13 protein-coding genes and 2 pseudogenes are annotated in these 15,681 nt (G+C 67.2%); 5 read left to right on the top strand and 10 right to left on the bottom strand.

Going from position 1 to position 15,681, the window contains the following annotated elements:
- Window positions 1-16: 16 nt before the first annotated feature.
- Window positions 17-304, bottom strand: a complete 288-nt coding sequence (locus FEZ32_RS09960) for a transposase (protein ID WP_138680513.1) — start codon at window positions 302-304, stop codon at window positions 17-19.
- Window positions 305-488: 184 nt separating this feature from the next.
- Between FEZ32_RS09960 and FEZ32_RS09955 the strand changes: the two genes are divergently transcribed.
- From FEZ32_RS09955 to FEZ32_RS09940, 4 genes and pseudogenes are all read left to right on the top strand, one after another.
- Window positions 489-1,862, top strand: coding sequence for an IS1380 family transposase (locus FEZ32_RS09955; protein ID WP_097827575.1), 1,374 nt, complete (start codon window positions 489-491; stop codon window positions 1,860-1,862).
- Between the two features lie 154 nt (window positions 1,863-2,016).
- Window positions 2,017-2,397 (top strand): annotated as a pseudogene (locus tag FEZ32_RS09950) (transposase); the annotation flags it as partial.
- Between the two features lie 315 nt (window positions 2,398-2,712).
- Window positions 2,713-3,402 (top strand): hypothetical protein, encoded by a 690-nt coding sequence (locus FEZ32_RS09945; protein WP_138680512.1) that lies wholly within the window; start codon window positions 2,713-2,715, stop codon window positions 3,400-3,402.
- A 167-nt stretch (window positions 3,403-3,569) separates the two neighbouring features.
- A protein-coding gene (locus FEZ32_RS09940; RefSeq protein WP_138680920.1) for an IS3 family transposase occupies window positions 3,570-4,825 on the top strand; the annotation gives its coding sequence in 2 pieces (ribosomal slippage) (window positions 3,570-3,894 and window positions 3,894-4,825; 1,257 coding nt in all).
- 268 nt (window positions 4,826-5,093) lie between these two features.
- Here FEZ32_RS09940 and FEZ32_RS09935 read toward each other — a convergent pair.
- Window positions 5,094-5,696, bottom strand: coding sequence for an XRE family transcriptional regulator (locus tag FEZ32_RS09935; protein WP_097828128.1), 603 nt, complete (start codon window positions 5,694-5,696; stop codon window positions 5,094-5,096).
- 30 nt (window positions 5,697-5,726) lie between these two features.
- The gene (locus FEZ32_RS09930) at window positions 5,727-8,027 is read right to left on the bottom strand and encodes an RNA ligase (protein ID WP_138680511.1); all 2,301 of its coding nucleotides are present in this window, start codon (window positions 8,025-8,027) and stop codon (window positions 5,727-5,729) included.
- A gap of 1,444 nt (window positions 8,028-9,471) precedes the next feature.
- Here FEZ32_RS09930 and FEZ32_RS09925 point away from each other — a divergent pair.
- Window positions 9,472-10,035, top strand: a complete 564-nt coding sequence (locus FEZ32_RS09925) for a phosphatase PAP2 family protein (RefSeq protein WP_138680510.1) — start codon at window positions 9,472-9,474, stop codon at window positions 10,033-10,035.
- 12 nt (window positions 10,036-10,047) lie between these two features.
- Here the strand turns inward: FEZ32_RS09925 and dprA are convergent, their stop codons facing one another.
- From dprA to rplS, 7 genes and pseudogenes are all read right to left on the bottom strand, one after another.
- Window positions 10,048-11,211: a DNA-processing protein DprA gene (dprA, locus tag FEZ32_RS09920; RefSeq protein ID WP_175415775.1), complete on the bottom strand. Its 1,164-nt coding sequence runs from the start codon at window positions 11,209-11,211 to the stop codon at window positions 10,048-10,050.
- Window positions 11,208-12,734, bottom strand: coding sequence for a YifB family Mg chelatase-like AAA ATPase (locus tag FEZ32_RS09915; RefSeq protein ID WP_138680508.1), 1,527 nt, complete (start codon window positions 12,732-12,734; stop codon window positions 11,208-11,210). The genes dprA and FEZ32_RS09915 overlap by 4 nt, the downstream gene beginning before the upstream one ends.
- Entirely contained in the window at window positions 12,731-13,231 is a 501-nt protein-coding gene (locus FEZ32_RS09910; RefSeq protein WP_138680507.1) for a YraN family protein, read from the bottom strand. Before FEZ32_RS09910 ends, FEZ32_RS09915 begins: the two co-directional genes overlap by 4 nt.
- Before the next feature lie 140 nt (window positions 13,232-13,371).
- Window positions 13,372-13,680: a DUF2469 domain-containing protein gene (locus tag FEZ32_RS09905; RefSeq protein ID WP_028702398.1), complete on the bottom strand. Its 309-nt coding sequence runs from the start codon at window positions 13,678-13,680 to the stop codon at window positions 13,372-13,374.
- Entirely contained in the window at window positions 13,677-14,291 is a 615-nt protein-coding gene (locus FEZ32_RS09900; RefSeq protein WP_028702397.1) for a ribonuclease HII, read from the bottom strand. Before FEZ32_RS09900 ends, FEZ32_RS09905 begins: the two co-directional genes overlap by 4 nt.
- Window positions 14,292-14,311: 20 nt before the next feature.
- A pseudogene (lepB, locus tag FEZ32_RS09895) lies at window positions 14,312-15,146 on the bottom strand (signal peptidase I); the annotation flags it as partial.
- Between the two features lie 163 nt (window positions 15,147-15,309).
- Window positions 15,310-15,663 (bottom strand): 50S ribosomal protein L19, encoded by a 354-nt coding sequence (gene rplS, locus FEZ32_RS09890; protein WP_028702395.1) that lies wholly within the window; start codon window positions 15,661-15,663, stop codon window positions 15,310-15,312.
- Between the last annotated feature and the right edge of the window lie 18 nt (window positions 15,664-15,681).

The raw sequence follows: 15,681 nt of genomic DNA, 5'->3' as shown, positions 1-15,681 counted from the left end.
TACGTGTAGCGGACAGCTACTGTGATTCCTTCGCGAAGAAGGCTGCCGATTTTTTTAGGAACTCGTTCTCCATCCGGGCCTCACGGAGATCCTTCCTCAACCGTTCGAGTTCGGCCGACTCGGCACTGGTGAGGTTCTCGGTTTCCGGGTCCGGATTCTTCTTGCGATACTCCTTGACCCATACACCGACAGTCTGAGCGACAAGATTGTATGATTCTGCTACGGCTTTGATGGTGCGATGCTTGTCCACGACGTCAAGAACGACCTGGTCCTTGAACTCGGGACTGTACTTCGATCCTGACATGATGTGATCCTACCCGATTCTCGAAACTATGACTTTCCTCAGAAGTCCGGGAAGCTTCACTCAGCCCTGATCCACCGTGGGGTATGGCGGTGTGGGCGTGGCGTAGAACGAGAATGCCCTCTTGAGCAGGGAGGATGTCGATTGCGACGTCCACACCCAGCCACTCAAGAGGAGCACCTCGTAAGTGAAAGCCTCTCACACCATCCGGCCTGTCTTCGATGATCCGAATCTGGTGTCGGCCGCGGGCCTGGTCCCGGCGCTGGGACTGGCCGAATCTGCAGGCCTGTACGACCTGCTCGACACGTTGACGGTGGGTTCGCCTCACGCCACGGCGAAGGTGGCGTGTGTGGTCGGCGGGATGCTCGCCGGTGCCGACTCGATCGATGACATGGACCTGCTGCGCCACGGCGGGATGGGGCGGTTGTTCGGCGGGGTGCGGGCACCCTCGACGCTGGGCACGTTCCTGCGCTCGTTCACCCACGGACACGTGCAGCAGCTCGACAAGGTTAACGCGGGACTGTTGGCCGGGCTTGCCGCGCGGGTCCCCGATCTGCTCGCCGGCGCGGACTGCCAGGGGTTCGCGACCATCGATGTCGACGACACCATCGGTGAGGTCCACGGCCACGCCAAACAGGGCGCCGCGTTCGGCTACTCCGGGGTCCGTGGCCTGAACCTCCAGCTGGCCACGATCAGCACCCCGCTGGCGGCACCGGTGATCGCCCGCGCGCGACTCCGACGTGGGAACACCGCCTCGGCCACCGGTGCTGGACGTCTGCTGGCCCAGGCCCTTACCACCGCCCGGGCGGCAGGTGTTCGGGGCCAGATCATGTGCCGGGCGGACTCGGCCTACTACGGGTGGGCGTTCGTCGGCACCGCGATCCGTCACCAGGCCTGGTACTCGGTTACTGCCCGCATGACTGCCAGCGTGGTCAAGGCGATCACCACCATCGCCGAGGACGCCTGGATCCCGATCAAGTACCCCAACGCCGTCTTCGATGAGGACGAACAGCGCTGGGTCTCCGACGCCGAGGTCGCCGAGATCGCGTTCACCGCGTTCACCGGTCGCCGCAAGAGCGAGCGGGTCGCCTGCCGGCTCATCGTGCGCCGCGTGAAGCGACTGCAGCCCCTGGCATCTGACGGCAGTGAGCAGAAGGAGCTGTTCGCCAGCTACCGGCATCACGCGTTCATCACCAACAGCACCCTGAGCTTGGTCGAGGCCGACGAGCGCCACCGTGACCACGCGATCATCGAGCAGGTCATCGCCGAGCTCAAGGAAGGACCACTCGCGCACCTGCCCAGCGGGAAGTACGCGGCCAACGCCGCCTGGGTCGCCCACGCGGCCATCGCGTTCAACATCGCCCGAGCCAGCGCCGTGGCCACCAATCAGCACCGTGCACGGTGGGCCACCCTGCGGACCCGGATCATCAACGTCCCGGCCCGGATCGCCACCACCGGACGACGCCTCGTGATGCACCTGCCAACCCACTGGCCATGGACGGCGAACTGGGAGTCGCTGTGGGCGACCGCGACCGGGCCACCGACTCCGGCCACCACCTGACCACCCAGCCGGAACCGGCGCGACCGAGGACCCCACAGTGGAAGAGCCGGAACAGACCGGCGAGTCAGCCACGCCCACACCACAACCCGCCCACGACCACACCGGAATCACCGATCACGAATCAACGCCGGTGGATCAGGGCTCAGTCCACACGATCGACAAGGCCGTGCCCCAGGACTTGGACCTGCACCTGGTCCTGGACAACTACGCCACTCACAAGACTGCCAAGGTCCACACGTGGCTGCTGCGCCATCCGCGGTTCCATCTGCACTTCACCCCGACCTACTCGTCGTGGCTGAACCTGGTCGAGCGCTGGTTCGCCGAACTGACCTGCAGGAAGCTGCGGGGCTCGGCCCACCAGTCAGTCACCGAGCTGAAAGCCGATATCCAAGCCTGGATCAACCAGTGGAACGCCGACCCGAAGCCCTTCATCTGGACCAAGACTGCCGACGCGATCCTCGAGACCCTGGCCTCCTACTGCACCATCCTCAACCACACCAACGACCAGCCAGAAACTTCCGACTCAGGACACTAGCGCAGGAGCTCACCCCTCCCTTCGGCACCTCGAACCCCTACCCCCATCTGATCACCTGCCCGGCTCGATGAGGAGCCGGCCACGGCATTGTCACGAGAAATGCACCATTGTGGCGTTATACGTACCGTGAAATGGAAAGCCTACCTGCCGGAATCCGGAGCCACCGGTACACACAAATCACCGTCAGCGGAATTGCCGGGACCGATGGTGATCTCGTAAGGCCAGCATCAGCCGATCATCCGGGGAGAGTCCCGCCGGTAGCCTTCAGGTGGGGCCAGACCACCATCTGCGCGCCCCGGCAGGTCAGGAGACGACATGGAGCACACAGATACTCCGAATCCGCAGCCGGAGCAGACCACGCGCCGCCGTCTCAGTCGTCGTGGATGGCGACGGCTCCTGTGGTGGACCGGACTGGCGATCCTCGCCGGGGTGTGGGGCATTGCCGAGATCGTTCAGGGTTTCGGTTCGCCGTTCTGGATGATCGGGCCATTCATCACATCAGCGGCACGCCTCATCGTGGCCGGCACACTGGTCGGCGTAGGGGTGTGGCTCACATGCCTCTGCCTGTGGGCCTTCGGGCCCCACATCCGCCCGCTCGGGCTGGCACGCAGAATCTGGAGAGTCGTCTGTATCGTGACAGTTGTTGTGACGGCAAGTGTTCTCCTGATACTCGACGGAGCCATGACTCTTCTGGAGGTCGACGACGCGAGACAGAAGATCCACGTTTTGTCCCCGGCCAGCCCCGGTAGATGTCACGTGATGCTGTGGCGCACTCCCGACTCCGGTTACGGACAGAGCACCTGGGTGTATCTGAAGACACCGGGATCGGTGACACTGCGACAACTTCCCGGCGTTGTGCAGATCAATCCTGATGCTCCTGAGGAGAACTCCCGGTTGACTCTCACATGGTCCGGCAATCAAGGACACCTGCAGGCGCAGGAGCACACCCCTCCCTTCAGCACCTCGAATCCCTACCCCCATCTGATCACCTGCCCGGCTCGATGAGGAGCCGGGCAGGTGATCAGGCCGGAGTACGACCATCAGCGGTGCGGGCTTGCCAGGGTCGCAGCATAGGCACGGGCACAGACATCAGCCTGCGCAGCTGTGGGCAGGCGGCTCCTGACCCCTGATCTTGGACACGCTGATTCCAGCACGACGCTGGGGAAGTGAGAATCCAAGGTACGGCTAGGAAGAACTACACGGATGAGTTCCGTCAGCGGGCGGTGGACTTGTACGAGTCCACGCCTGGCGCGACGTTGAAGGCGATCGCCTCCGACCTCGGGATCTCCCGGGGTGCGCTGCGGGAATGGGTCGAGAAGCGCGGCTCCGGGACGACGACCGCCGGCACGTCGTCGATGCCCGCGACGGTTCGGGCGGAGTCGCAGGCGGCGAAGGTCGTCCGGTTGGAGGCCGAGAACGCGAGGCTGGAAGCGGAGAAGCTCAAGCTCGAGACGGAGCGGGACATCCTCCGTCAGGCCGCGAAGTATTTCGCGGGGGAGACGAACTGGTGAACCGCTTCCAGTTTGTCGAGGACCACAAGGACGCCTTCGGCGTGAAGCGGTTGTGTGAGGTCGCCGAGGTCGCGAGATCGTCGTTCCACGCATGGCTGGACTCTGCCCCGCGGCGGGTCGAGAGGGCCGCCGAGGACGCTGCCCTCGCGGCGCGGATCCGGGTGCTGCAGGACCCCGCGCAGGGCGGTGACCGCGCCTACGGGGCACCGCGCATCACCGCGGACCTCAACGATGGCGTTCCCGCCGCCGAGCGGGTCAATCACAAGCGCGTCGCCCGGGTGATGCGGCAACACCAACTCGCGGGGATCCGGTTGCGCCGACGCGTGAAGACCACGATCCCGGACCAGTCCGGACGCCGCTTCCCCGACCTCATCGGGCGAGACTTCAGCATCGGGGAACCGAACCGCCGGTATGTCGGCGATATCACCTACCTCCCGATCGCGGACGGCTCGAACCTCTACCCCGCGACCTGCATCGATCTCGGCTCCCGCAAGCTCGCTGGTTGGCAGATTGCCGATCACATGCGCACCGAGCTCGTCGAGGATGCCCTGCGCGCCGCGGCCCGTGACCGCGGGTCGCTGGCCGGCGCGATCTTTCACAGCGACCACGGCAGCGTCTACGCCTCGAAGGCCTACGCAGCTCTCTGCGAGGCCCTGCAGGTGACCCAGTCCATGGGTGCCGTGGGCACGAGTGCCGACAACTCGCTGGCGGAGAGCGTCAATGCCGCGCTCAAGCGGGAGCTCCTCGAAGGTGCTGCGGCGTTCCCGGACCAGGCCACCGCCCACCGGGCCGTGTTCCGGTGGGCGAGCCGCTACAACACCCGCCGACGCCACTCCGCGATTGGTTACATCACCCCGAACAACTACGAGAAAGCCCACGAAACCGCGACATCAGCTACCCTCGCGGAAGCGGCATAACCGAACCGACACCGTGTCCACGATCGCGGGTCAAGGCCCGGCTGTCTGCCTTCGCGGCTTTCAGCAGAGAGTATTTGGTCACTGGGAACGTGCCGAAGCATCCTGTCGTGAGTCCCACGAACGCCGTGGACAAGTTGCTCGCCGAGCTGTTGAATCGTTTGGCATAGAACCGGGTGATGCGAGCGTTGCCGTCCTACTGATAGAGACTGCGCATGGACGTCGACAGGTCCAGGCCCGACGTGTTGGTCGTCAGCGCAGATTTGGAATCTCAGGAATTCTCCAGACTCTGGCCCGTGCGGATCCACTGGCCGAGATGGTTCCCGATCCAGTCCTGCATGGCCACGGACTCTGCCGCAACGGTCAGGTCTGTGTCGTCAATCCTCCCGGCCGGCGGGTCCACATGGGTCACCGCGGCCTGACGATCGAGCTCGGCGAGATGGTCCTTCACGTCGAACAGGCTCAGCGTCGTCTGTGGCCAGTACACCGTCATCCCCAGGGTCTCGGCCCGCGTCTCATACCTTCTGCGGTACTCATCGGCGGGATGGGTGGCCGAGATCATGAGCGTGACCGGGTCCTGCGCGCGACAGCACAGCAGACCACTGCGGTACGAGTCGAGGTCCTGATAGACGTCCTGGACGAGCCGTGTCACCTCAGTGGCCCGCCAGGCCGCCAGTTCCTCGGGCACCGCACTGCCCTCGAGCAGGCGGGTGGCGAAGTCGAGGGACACCCCCAGCTCCAGGGCCACCTCGTTGGCACTCGTTCCCTGCTCCGTCAGCTCGACTCGCAGCAGGTCCAGCGTCGCGACAAGGGACTCCTCTGCGGCCTGAAGGGTTGTCGCAGCTGATGTGAACAGCCTGGCTCGTAGGGTCATGAGGAGACGCTACCTCTCATCCGACGACCGTCACTCCCGGGACGCCTCCAGGGCGTCGAGGACGCCGGCCAGATCCAGATGCGGGGACTGGTCCACCCCGGTCGTGGTGAACCGGCCAGCTCGGATGGCGGTGAGCAACCCGGCCGCCTCCAGGCGTCCTCCCAGAGCGTCGTGACCTTTCACCGTCGCAGAGTCTCCCCGCCAGAACCGCTCCAGGGCACCCCGGACGGCCTTGCGGTCCGCATAGCGATCGGTCTTGACCTTCGACCGGTAGCCGTTCGCATCGATCAGGACCGCACCCTCGTCGTGTCCGGCCCGAATGGTCCTGACCATCTCATCGAACCCGTCGGGCCCGGGTATGACGGCCATCACGTGATCGGCGGCGCACTCCAGCCCGAAACGCCGCCCGATCCCGGTGCTCAGCTGGTCGCGGGTGGCGAACCTCTCGTCGTTGCCGATCGCGTCCAGCAGCACCAGCCTGTCGGGCCCCGACTCAGTGATCGGGTGAGGGTCGTCGTGACGCAGCACCTCGAAGACCGCTGTGGCATCGGCACGCTCCAGCATCTCGCGCAACTGCTCGGCCCCGTCGTCTCCCACCCCCGCCACGAGCATCCGTTCGGCCACCCTCGCATAGGGGGTGAGACCCGATTTGGAGAACACCATCAGCCGGCCTCTGATCGAGGCGACCAGCGCGAGGTAGCCGTTGTACTTCCGCACCGCCCGGACCGGGTACCTCGTCACCTCCGCATCGACCCACTGGTCCCGGTCCCGGCCCGGCGTCTCCCCCACATGGAAGAACTTCTCGTAACCCCGTGCAACGACCTTTCCGGTCTCACGGTCGATGAACAGTCCCCGGGCATGCACCGAGACCTCGTCCCAGGCCCCCTCGGCGAACGCTCTGCGGGTGAAATTGGCCGCCACGATGCCCGGCAGTCCCTCGACTCCCCTCACCCGGACATTCGGGGAGGCCTCCATCCGCTCCAGCAGGCTTGCCGATCCCGTCGACTCGCGGTGACTCCGTGGTGGCCCGGAGAGCCTCTCGGCCCGAGCCGAGTCCACCTGGTCGTCGTAGTGGGACAGTCTCGCTGCGGCACCGATCGACCGGTCCAGCACTGCCAGGCTCAGCTGTCCTCCGGTGGAGACTCCGGACTCCAGGCACACCACCGGCCCGTCCTCGGCGGTTCGCACGGCGTCGACCGGAGCTGAGTCGAGGATCCCGTTGCGGTGTCCGTGGAGCTGTCGTCCGGCCAGTTCGATGTGCTCGACGTCGTAGCTCGACCTGCCTCGATAGGTGTGGTTTCGATCTCCCAGTCCCCAGATGCACTCGGCGTCGCTGACATGGAGCAGGCCGGTGTCGGTCAGGGTGGAGACCGTGGTGCGTCCGACGCCGCCATGGGTCACCAGCCAGGGAGTCTCATCGGCGCCGTCGAGGAACACCGCCGGGACCGTGGCATTGACGAAGGCGGTCTGCCGATCGGCGGTGACACCGGCCTCCAGCAGCGCGTCGCGAGTCTCCCTGGTGTCGACCAGACGCCGCGAGCCGGTGTGGTTGTTGACCGCCCGCAGGTTCGCCTCGTGGTTGCCTGTCACAACGGTGCACCTGTTCTCGGCGATCAGTCGACTGACGATCTGCCAGACGCCCACCGGGTCGGGGCCGCGGTCGAAGAGGTCGCCGACGAAGACCCAGTGCGTGGCGGGCGTGTCGTGGTCGGCCAGCGCCTGGCGCAGGGGTGCCTCACACGAGTGGACATCTCCGACGACCACCACACGCGAGCTGGTGACCTTCGGCACGGCGGCGATCTGCCCGATCCGTTCGGCGATCTGGGCGGAGGATCCCGAGATCACCTCGAGTCCGCGGGCGAATTGCCTCTTGGTGCCGGCCTGCCACATCCTCTCCAGAGACTGGTCGTCAAGACGCTCGACACCCCGTGCGCGATTGCGGGCTCTCAGCTCCTCGAGACCGATGTCGCCCTGCACGTCGATGAGGTGGCAGGCGTAGCCGAACCGGTGGGCGCGTTTGATCAGCTCGTTCTGGCTGCTGATGGTCAGCGAGGTCGCGTCGAAGAATACGGTGACCCCGGCTCCCATCCGGGCCTCCAGCGCGTTGTAGGTGGCCTTCACCACCAGTGCGTCGACGTCCGGGGGTACCCGCAGCGTCTGCGACTCTGCGGGCGCCACAGTCTCGGTGCCTGGCTCGAAGCACGGCATCACCGGGCAGAAGATGCGGCGCATCTGGTCGAAGCCGACACCCAGATCGGTGACGCCGAGGTCGCTCAGCAGCCGGGTCTTACCGACACCAGGAGCGCCGCGGAGGATGAAGAGTGCACGCATGAGGATGTCCTTCGGTGGAGAGTCGTGCGAGAAAGAGTGTGAGTACAGCGCACATGTCAGCGCGATGCGCGCGTCGTACCGGCGCACACGTCAGCGCGGATCCACTGCGATTGCTGGGACCCGGAGATCGAGCTCGGATAGATGGTCTGTCACCTCGAGCAAGCCGGGCACGGCAAAGGGCCAGGACTTCGCCATCCCCAGGGACTCCTCGACGGCCTGGAGGGGCTGCGCAGCCGATGTCAGCAACCTGGATCGTGGGGTCATGGGACAACGCTACCGCTCGGACCGGTGATGATTCTCGGGATCGCCGGCAGGAACCGAGCGTCGGGCGCGGGAGACGCAGGCTCATGACGGAGGTGCGGTCGGGGACGTCTTGGCAGGATGCGGTGCCGTTTTCGCACAGCCCGGTTCGACCCCGGCCGGGCGGATCACCAGCGCACGGACATCGTCTCGCTGGTCTGGATCATCTCCTGCCTGGCCCTTCCCAATGACCCCTGAACCCGACTGTTCTGCCTGGCTGTGGGACTGATTCGCCTGGTGGCCGGCCCCACCTTCGCCTCGGAGGTGCCCCTGAGATCCGGATCGGTCAGCACTGAACAGGTGGGGCGCCCCACAATGTGCTTCCCGGAATTCCCGGATCGTCAATCATGCAGTCCGCCCATCGGCCTTGAGTGACAACATGGGCGGAGCAGTTTTGATCCCTCAGGCGATGTACTTCATCTCGACGAAGCAACAATCCCCCTGGTCGATCACCAACAATGGGGCACGACATGAGATCTGAGCCTCTCCTGCACCTTGACTTCTCGCTGGTTGAATGACGCGACACCCAGACGGATCCCCATGCCCGGATACCCCCGCTGAATCCAGTCCAGGTTGCTTCTCATGAAGCTGCGCCACAGACCATGACCTGTAGGGTAAAGACGCAGTCCGAGCCCAGCCCCCACATAGTCTCCTCTTTGACGGCTGCGCCGGAGAGGAAGCTGATCAACTCGTCATCCCGCCGCACTTGGAGGACACGCTCGAGCCAGACGGTAATTCGCTATCAATTCCGCGAACTGCCGTCCTTCCTCTCCTTTCTTCTTGTCCGACGCCCCCACACGACCCCGAGCCCCACGGACGCAGCCAGTAGGACCGCCAGCACTCGCACAAACAGTTCCTGATGATTGTTCGAGAGCAGGTCGATCCCCCAGAACATGAGAAGAGACAGGGTGGTCGTCACCAGGAACGCAAGTACATCACCACGTGAATACTTCATTTGCACAGAGAACCCCCAACAGGGTCCAGCAAGACGCTCTTGAAAGTCATAGTCAGGACGCTACCGCTCGGACCGGTGACAATTCTCGGGATCGCGGGCAGGAACTGGGCGTCGGGCGCGGAAGACGCGCGCTCATCGCGGTCGGGGGTGCGGTGCGGGGGCGACCCGACAGCAGCAGGTGCCGTTACGATGGCGGTGTCGACGAGAATCCTCGGGGTGATGGCCATGACCGTCCTGGACCGCCTGCTCCACCCCGGCATCGAGCGCGCGCGTCGACTCATGGAGATCGACGACGCCCGGGCCGCCTCGACTCCCGACGACCCCGATCCCGATCTGAGGCGGCTCGCGTCGCGGCCCGCACACCACGGCTCGGCCCTGGCCGGATGGATCGCCAGTCCCCCGCACATCGTCTCGCTGGTCTGGACCATCACCTGCCTGGTCACCCCCCGGACCCGACTGATCTGCCTGACCGTGGGACTGATCTGCCTGGTGGCCGGCCCCTACCTCACCCTGGCAGTACTCCTGAGATCCGGATCGGTCAGCGACGAACAGGTGGTGCGCCGCACCGAACGCCACCGGCTCTACATCCTCATCCTCGCCTGGATCGGCGCCGGAGCCCTCTGCGCCGCCGCCGTGCCGCTGCTGGCCTGGGCTCGGGTCGACGAGGGCCGCCACACCCGGCTCCAGGTCCTGCTCGGCACCGCCCTGGGCGCCCTCGGCGGAGCCAGCTACCTCCTCTACAACATCGACTGAGGCACGTCGCCCTCACCGCGGTGGCGGACCGCCCTGCAGCCTGACCGACCAGGTGCCGTTGTCGTGACGTTGCGCCCGTCCGGCGTCCTCGAGCGCATCCAGACCGACGAGGCAGTCCTGGATGCTCTGTCCGGCCTCCAGCGCGATCTCGTCGGCCCCGACCGCGCCGTGAGCCGGGAGCGCCTCGTAGACGTCGCGCAGTTCGGGTGCCAGCGCGTCCAGCGGCCGGGAGGGCCCCGGCTCCCAGGGCAGGTCGGGTTGGATCGGTCCCAGGTCCCGCCGGATGTCGTCGGCGTCGCGCACCAGGATGGCGCGAGCGTCGCGGATCCACAGGTTCGGTCCCGCCGACCGGCTGGACGACACCGGACCGGGCACCGCCATCACCGGTCTCAGCAGTTTCTCGGCCCAGTTGGCCGTACTCAGGGCACCGGAACGCCGTGATGCCTCCACCACCACCACGCCCATCGAGACTGCGGCGATGAGCCGGTTGCGCGCCAGGAAGCCGGGCCGGGTGGGGTGGGCTCCCGGTGGTCGCTCGGAGACCATCAGTCCCTCGGCGAGAATCTGCTCCAGCACCCCGACATTGCCGCGCGGGTAGAGCTGATCCAGCCCGCCGGCCTGCACGCAGACCGTCACCCCGCTGGCCGCCAGGGCACCCCGGTGGGCCGCGACGTCGATTCCGTAGGCCCCTCCCGAGATCACCGTCCAGGGGTCCGGCTGGCCGACTCTCCTGCGGGCCAGGTCGTGAGCCAGGTCCATGGCGACGTCCTGGCCGTATCCGGTGGCCGCCCGGGACCCGACGATTCCCACCGCCCGGTCGGTGACCAGGGCGAGATCCAGCGGGCCACGCAACCACAGCCCGGCGGGAGCCCCTGCCATTCCCTCGTGGGTGGGCCCGCCGGCCAGATCGTCCAGACGCGCCGGCCACTGCCGATCCCCGGGGATGATGAATCGGATGCCCAGCGTCTGGGCCCGTTCGACCAGCTGCTGGAGCTGCAGCGTCCTGGCTCGAGCCTGCCAGGAGGGGTACTGCTGGCCGTCGCGGACCCGGTGCCACAGTTCGACGCCGGTCCACCGCTGCAGGCCCTCGGCCAGGGCCGGACTTGCCGGCTCGCTCACCGCGCTCAGGGCGGCTCTGGCCACCCTCTCCTGTGTCCACTCCCCACTGGTCATCATGTCTCCGCTCGTCTCAGCGCCATGGCGGCGCGTAGCTGGCTGGCGCCGATCCGGTCCGTGCCGGCCAGGTCGGCCAACGTCCATGCGATTCTGAGCACCTTGTCGACCCCGCGGGCGCTCAGCCGGCCCCGGGCGAGGGCCTCCTCCAGGACCTCGGCGTCCGAGGGGGCCGGCAGGCTGCGCCTCAGGTAGGAGCCGGGGATGTCGGCATTGGTGCGCCACGGCGTCTCCGCCAGCCGTGCCGCGGCACGCTGCCTGGCATCGGCCACCCGGGCGGCGACCGTGCTGCTGGACTCGGCGGCGGGCATGATCCGCGACCCGAGCAGAGCGGCGCTGGTGAGCGGCCGCATCCGCTGGTGCACGTCGACCCGGTCGAGGATCGGTCCGGACAGTCGCGCGGCGTAGCGCATCACCGCCTGTGGTGTGCAGGTGCACCGCCCAGAGGGATCGTCGGCCATCCCGCAGGGACAGGGGTTCAGTGCCGTCACGAGCTGGAAGCGGGCCGGGTAGCGGGTCTGCGCCTGGGATCGTCCTATCGTGACTGTTCCGGTCTCCAGGGGACCGCGCAGGGCATCGAGGACGCGGGGTGGGAACTCCGGCGCCTCGTCTAGGAAGAGCACCCCGCGGTGGGCCAGGGAGATCGCCCCGGGACGGGCGATCCTGGGGCCGCCGCCGACCATCGCGGCCATCGACACGTTGTGGTGAGGTGCCGACAGCGGCGGCCGGGTGATCAGTCCCCCGGCGGGGTTGGTGCCCGCCAAGGAGTGCAGGGCGGTCACCTCCAGGGCCTCCTGCTCGATCAGGGCCGGCAGGATGGTCGGCAGTCTGGCCGCGATCATCGACTTTCCGCAGCCCGGCGCCCCGCGCAGCAGGAGGTGGTGGCGACCTGCCGCGGCGACCTCCAGGGCGAATCGGGCCTCCTGCTGGCCAATCACCTCATCGAGATCCCCACCGCCGTCCTCGATCTCCTCGGTCGGGTGCTCAGACTGCGCTGGTGGCATCAGCAGTGGGCATCCGTTGAGCACCGCGACCAGGTCCTTCAGACCGGTCACCGGCCAGATGGTCAGCCCCTTCACCAGCGCCGCCTCGCGGTACTGGGAGGCGGGCACCACGGCGCGCTCGAACCCGGCAGAGCGTGCCGCGAGCAGGGCGGGCAGGACGCCGCGCACCGCCCTCACCCGGCTGTCCAGGCCGAGCTCGCCCATCAGCACGGTCGACCCGAGCAGCGTCCTGTGCACGACGCCGACGCTGGCCAGGGTGGCGGCGGCGATCGCCAGATCGAAGTGGGTCCCGGCCTTGGGCAGGGATGCGGGGGTGAGGTTGATGGTGAGCAGCTGGCTGGGCCAGCCGAGCCCTGCCGCCGCCACGGAGGCGCGGCACCGGTCGCGGGCTTCGTAGAGGGCGGTGTCGGGAAGGCCGACCAGCACGGTGCGCGGCAGGCCCCCGCCGGTGGCCGCCTCGACCTCCACCATGGCCCCCTCCATGCCGACCAGGGCGACCGACCATGCGCTCGCCCCGGTCATGAGATCCCCCGCACGTGAGTGATGACCGGGGGCCGCCCGCCGATCCGCTGGACGCCGATGGCGTCCAGCCTGATCCGGGGGATCCAGCGCGGACTGGCGCTGAGCCAGGCCAGCGCCAGGCTGCGCAGCTTGCGGACCTTGGCCACCGTGATGGATTCCAGCGGATCCCCGAAGCTGGTTCCGGAACGGCACTTGACCTCGACCAGGACGAGGGTCTCGGTGGCCGGGGTGGGGCCCGGTTCCAGTGCGACGATGTCGATCTCGCCGATCTCGCACGCCCAGTTGCGGGCCATCACGTGCCATCCCAGGCAGCGCAGGTGATCGACGGCGACGTCCTCCCCCCAGGCTCCGAGCCGGGCTCGTGGGTCGTTGCGTCCCCGCAGGGCGGCCCCCCGTGGCGTGGTGACGAGCTGTGCGCCGGCGGGCGGGGACAGGGACCAGGGGGCAGTGGCGTCCAGGGGTGCCGGAGCGGGGTCCGGCGGTGGTTCAGGGGTCATCGTGACCACCTCCTCACCGTCACGTATGGCGGTGGGAGGGCGGATCGGTCAGTTGTCCACAGACCAGTTCCTGTGAGTCTGAACCCGCGGGACTGTCCACAGGTCGGCGTGGACCCGTGGCCTTCCGGCGGAGCCGAGGGCTACTTCTCGGGGACCTCGAGCTCGGAGTGGACGATCTCCTCGATGGAGACGTCCCGGAAGGTCAGGATCTTGGCGGTCTTGACGAATCGTGAGGGTCGGTACATGTCCCACACCCAGGCATCGGCCATCGAGACCTCGTAGTACACGTCATTTCCCTCGGTGCGCACCTTGAGGTCGACAGCGTTGCACAGGTAGAAACGGCGTTCGGTCTCCACCGCGTAGGTGAAGATTCCGACCACGTCCTTGTACTCCCGGTAGAGCTCAAGCTCGACCCGGCTCTCGTACTCGTCAAGATCGTCGGCACTCATGATGCATGCACTTTAGCCGCTCGGACCACATTGGCGTATGTCAGCCGGTGCTGGGGGCTGGGGCCGAGCTCCTCGAGGCGCTGCTGGTGGGCCCGGGTGGCGTATCCCTTGTGGACCGCGAAGCCGTACCCGGGTATCTCGGCGTCCATCGCCACCATGATCCGGTCCCGCACCACCTTGGCCACCACCGACGCCGCCGAGACGCAGGCGCACACGTCGTCCCCCTTCCACATTCCCAGACAGGGGACGCCGAGGCCGTCCACCGGGAAGCCGTCGCTGATGACGTATCCGGGGCGCACGGACAGTCGTGCCACCGCCCGTCTCAGGCCCTGGATGTCGGCCTCCTGGATGCCCAGTCGGTCGCACTCGGCGGCCGGCACCGCCACCCATGCGCTGGCCCGGGCATGGGTCATGATCTGCCGGTAGCACTTCTCGCGGGCCCGCGGGGTGAGCTTCTTCGAGTCGGCCAGGCCGGGGATCTGTCCACCTCGGCCGTCGGCCAGGATCACCGCGGCGGCCACCATCGGTCCCGCGCAGGCTCCGCGCCCGGCCTCGTCGCAGCCGGCGACCGGGCCCAGTCCGACCCGTCGCAGCAGCCTTTCGGGACCCAGCGGTCCCGGCCCCACCATCCTCATGGTCGGGGGCAGGACTCGCCCAGGCAGATGGCGGCGCGCGCCGGCGCCCTGGAGGAGCGGTCCTCGATGCCGTCGAAGGCTGCGGGGGTGCGCAGCACGCGTATTCGCGACAGCGGGACGACGACCGCCTTGGCAGGTCCGACGACGTCGCCGATCGGCACGAATGCCGAGGCCCCGGTGTACTCGTCGCCGACATCGCTGAGATGGAACCGGGAGTCGCCCGAGGCGTCGCGGTGGTCTCCCATCACGAAGATCCGGTCCTTCGGCACGGTCACCGTGAACGCGATGGACGAGGAGGCCACCGTCTGGCCGTTCTGCTGGCGGTACAGATAGTCGGACTCGTCGAGGGCCTTACCGTTGACGCTCATCCGGCCCTGAGGGGTGCAGCAGGAGACGGTGTCCCCGGGCATCCCGATGACTCTCTTGATGAGGTAGTTGGAGCTGGTGTTGGGCAGCAGCCCGATGAACTCGAGGACCTGGCCGGGGACCGACCGTTTCGCCGGATCCCCGCCGAGCCAGTGCTCGGAGTCCCTGAAGACGACGATGTCGCCCCGTTTGAAGTCGGTGACCTTGAGGGCCTCGACGCGGTCGCCGATCTCCAGGGTCTGTTCCATCGACCCAGACGGAATGACGAACATCTGGCCGACGAAGGCCCGCATCCCGGCGGAGATGATGAGTGCCCCCACCACGATGAGCACCAGCTCGGTGAGTCCTCCGCGCAACCGACGCCATCCGGAGACGGAGCTCTGCGAGCCCTCGGGTTGACTTTTCCTCGCCACGGTCGTCCTTGCCGGCGTCCTCCGTGTCGCGGGTCCATCCCGATGCGCGACGCCATCGGCATTCTAGTCATCGCCGACATGGCGCACAGCGGTCCGGTGCTCGTCGGTCACAGGCCTCCCGGCGGGTCGATCCTCACCTCTCGACAGCCTGCTGCCACAACAGAAGGACCCCCGCCGTGGCGGGGGTCCTTCCGGAGCGAGTGTGCGGGGTCAGCTCACCGGTTGGCGTGCTTGTCCTTGATCTTGGCGGCCTTGCCGCGCAGACCGCGCAGGTAGTACAGCTTGGCGCGGCGCACCCGGCCCTCGCGCTCGACCTCGATGTGGTCGATGATCGGGGAGTGCAGCGGGAAGGTCCGCTCGACACCGGTTCCGAAGCTCAGCTTGCGGACCGTGAAAGCCTCCTGGATGCCGCCGCCGGTGCGCGAGATGCACACGCCGGTGAACAGCTGCACACGGGAACGGCTGCCCTCGACGACCTTGACGTACACCCGGATGGTGTCGCCGGTGCGGAAGTCGGGGATGTCGTCGCGCATGGCGGCCTTGTCGATCTCCTGGATGATGTTGCTCATGAGATGTCCTCGCCGGTG

It is taken from the genome of Acidipropionibacterium jensenii, assembly GCF_005890135.1.
GTDB classification, from domain to species: domain Bacteria; phylum Actinomycetota; class Actinomycetes; order Propionibacteriales; family Propionibacteriaceae; genus Acidipropionibacterium; species Acidipropionibacterium jensenii.
The sequence above is the reverse complement of the archived record's forward strand: the minus strand, read 5'-3'. Positions and strand labels throughout refer to the sequence as shown.

Coding starts and splice junctions, on each gene's coding strand:
- FEZ32_RS09960 (WP_138680513.1), bottom strand. CDS start 304: ATGTCAGGATCGAAGTACAGTCCCGAGTTCAAGGACCAGGTCGTTCTT.
- FEZ32_RS09945 (WP_138680512.1), top strand. CDS start 2,713: ATGGAGCACACAGATACTCCGAATCCGCAGCCGGAGCAGACCACGCGC.
- FEZ32_RS09935 (WP_097828128.1), bottom strand. CDS start 5,696: ATGACCCTACGAGCCAGGCTGTTCACATCAGCTGCGACAACCCTTCAG.
- FEZ32_RS09930 (WP_138680511.1), bottom strand. CDS start 8,027: ATGCGTGCACTCTTCATCCTCCGCGGCGCTCCTGGTGTCGGTAAGACC.
- FEZ32_RS09925 (WP_138680510.1), top strand. CDS start 9,472: ATGGCGGTGTCGACGAGAATCCTCGGGGTGATGGCCATGACCGTCCTG.
- dprA (WP_175415775.1), bottom strand. CDS start 11,211: ATGATGACCAGTGGGGAGTGGACACAGGAGAGGGTGGCCAGAGCCGCC.
- FEZ32_RS09915 (WP_138680508.1), bottom strand. CDS start 12,734: ATGACCGGGGCGAGCGCATGGTCGGTCGCCCTGGTCGGCATGGAGGGG.
- FEZ32_RS09910 (WP_138680507.1), bottom strand. CDS start 13,231: ATGACCCCTGAACCACCGCCGGACCCCGCTCCGGCACCCCTGGACGCC.
- FEZ32_RS09905 (WP_028702398.1), bottom strand. CDS start 13,680: ATGAGTGCCGACGATCTTGACGAGTACGAGAGCCGGGTCGAGCTTGAG.
- rplS (WP_028702395.1), bottom strand. CDS start 15,663: ATGAGCAACATCATCCAGGAGATCGACAAGGCCGCCATGCGCGACGAC.